The sequence below is a fragment of the Mesorhizobium sp. M2C.T.Ca.TU.002.02.1.1 genome, from assembly GCF_003997225.1.
Window position 1 is genome coordinate 1 of record NZ_RZTO01001311.1, and the last position, 988, is coordinate 988.

The following is a 988-nucleotide window of genomic DNA, read 5'->3' on the forward strand; positions in this document are numbered from 1 at the left end:
CTTGCCTTCGATGTCGAGGGTAAAGGGCAGCCGGTGCTGTGGCAGCACGGGCTCGGCGCGCCTCTCGACCAGCCGGTCGAAGTGTTCCCCGAAAACACCGGCCTGCAACGCATCACGCTGATGTGCCGGGGGCATGGCGCCTCCGCGCTTGGCGATCCGTCGCGCCTCTCGATCGCGCAATTCGCCGACGATGCGCTGGCGTTGCTCGACCATCTCGGCATCGAGCAGGCCGCGGTCGGCGGCATCTCGCTTGGCGCGGCAATTTCGCTGAGGCTTGCAAGCTTTCATGCTCAGCGCGTGACAAAGCTGGTGCTGGCGCGGCCGGCCTGGGTGGATGGACCTTCCATCGAGCGCCAGCACGGCTATCACGTCGCGGCGCAATACCTCGAAAAATACGGCGTCGATGAAGGCGCCGAGCGTTTTCGCGCCGCGCCTGAGTTCCTCCAGGTCATGGCGGCCTCGCCCGACAATGCGGCCTCGCTCATCGGTTTCTTCAGGCGCCCGCGGCCTGATACCACGATCGCGCTCCTGTCGCGCATTCCGCTCGACTGGCCCGGCGTGAGCCGCGCCCGGATCGAGGCGATCCGGCAGCCGGCGCTCGTCATCGGCAACGACCAGGACTACGTCCATCCGCTGGCCTATGCGCGCGAGCTGGCCGGCCTCGTCCCGGGCGGCCGGCTGGCTGAGATCACGTCGAAGACGATCGACCGCGCGGCCTATGTCGCCGAGTTCCGGAACGCCTTGGCAGGCTTCCTTCCGGGCAGGGGAGGCGACCGATGATGCGCGCCTCGATCCGCTCGATCCTGGTCGTCGATGTCGGCGGCACCTCGGTCAAATGCGGCATGGTCGTCGACCGTGTTCCGCAGGCCGGCGAGCGGCTCTTCCCGTCCTCCTCGCTGCGCAACGCCGATCCCGTCGGCAGCTTCGCCAGGCTCGTCAGGGAGTTCTGTGCCGAGGCGGGCCTTACCCCCGACCTGATGGTCTCGAC

General features: G+C 68.0%; 2 protein-coding genes. Both read left to right on the top strand.

Annotation, left to right across the window (positions count from 1 at the left end; all coding sequences use genetic code 11):
• A partial coding sequence (locus tag EOD07_RS35725; RefSeq protein ID WP_127238462.1) for an alpha/beta hydrolase occupies window positions 1-780 on the top strand: 780 nt, incomplete at its 5' end.
• On the top strand, window positions 777-988 hold a 212-nt coding region (locus EOD07_RS35730; protein WP_164772916.1), incomplete at its 3' end, for a hypothetical protein. The genes EOD07_RS35725 and EOD07_RS35730, both read left to right, overlap by 4 nt.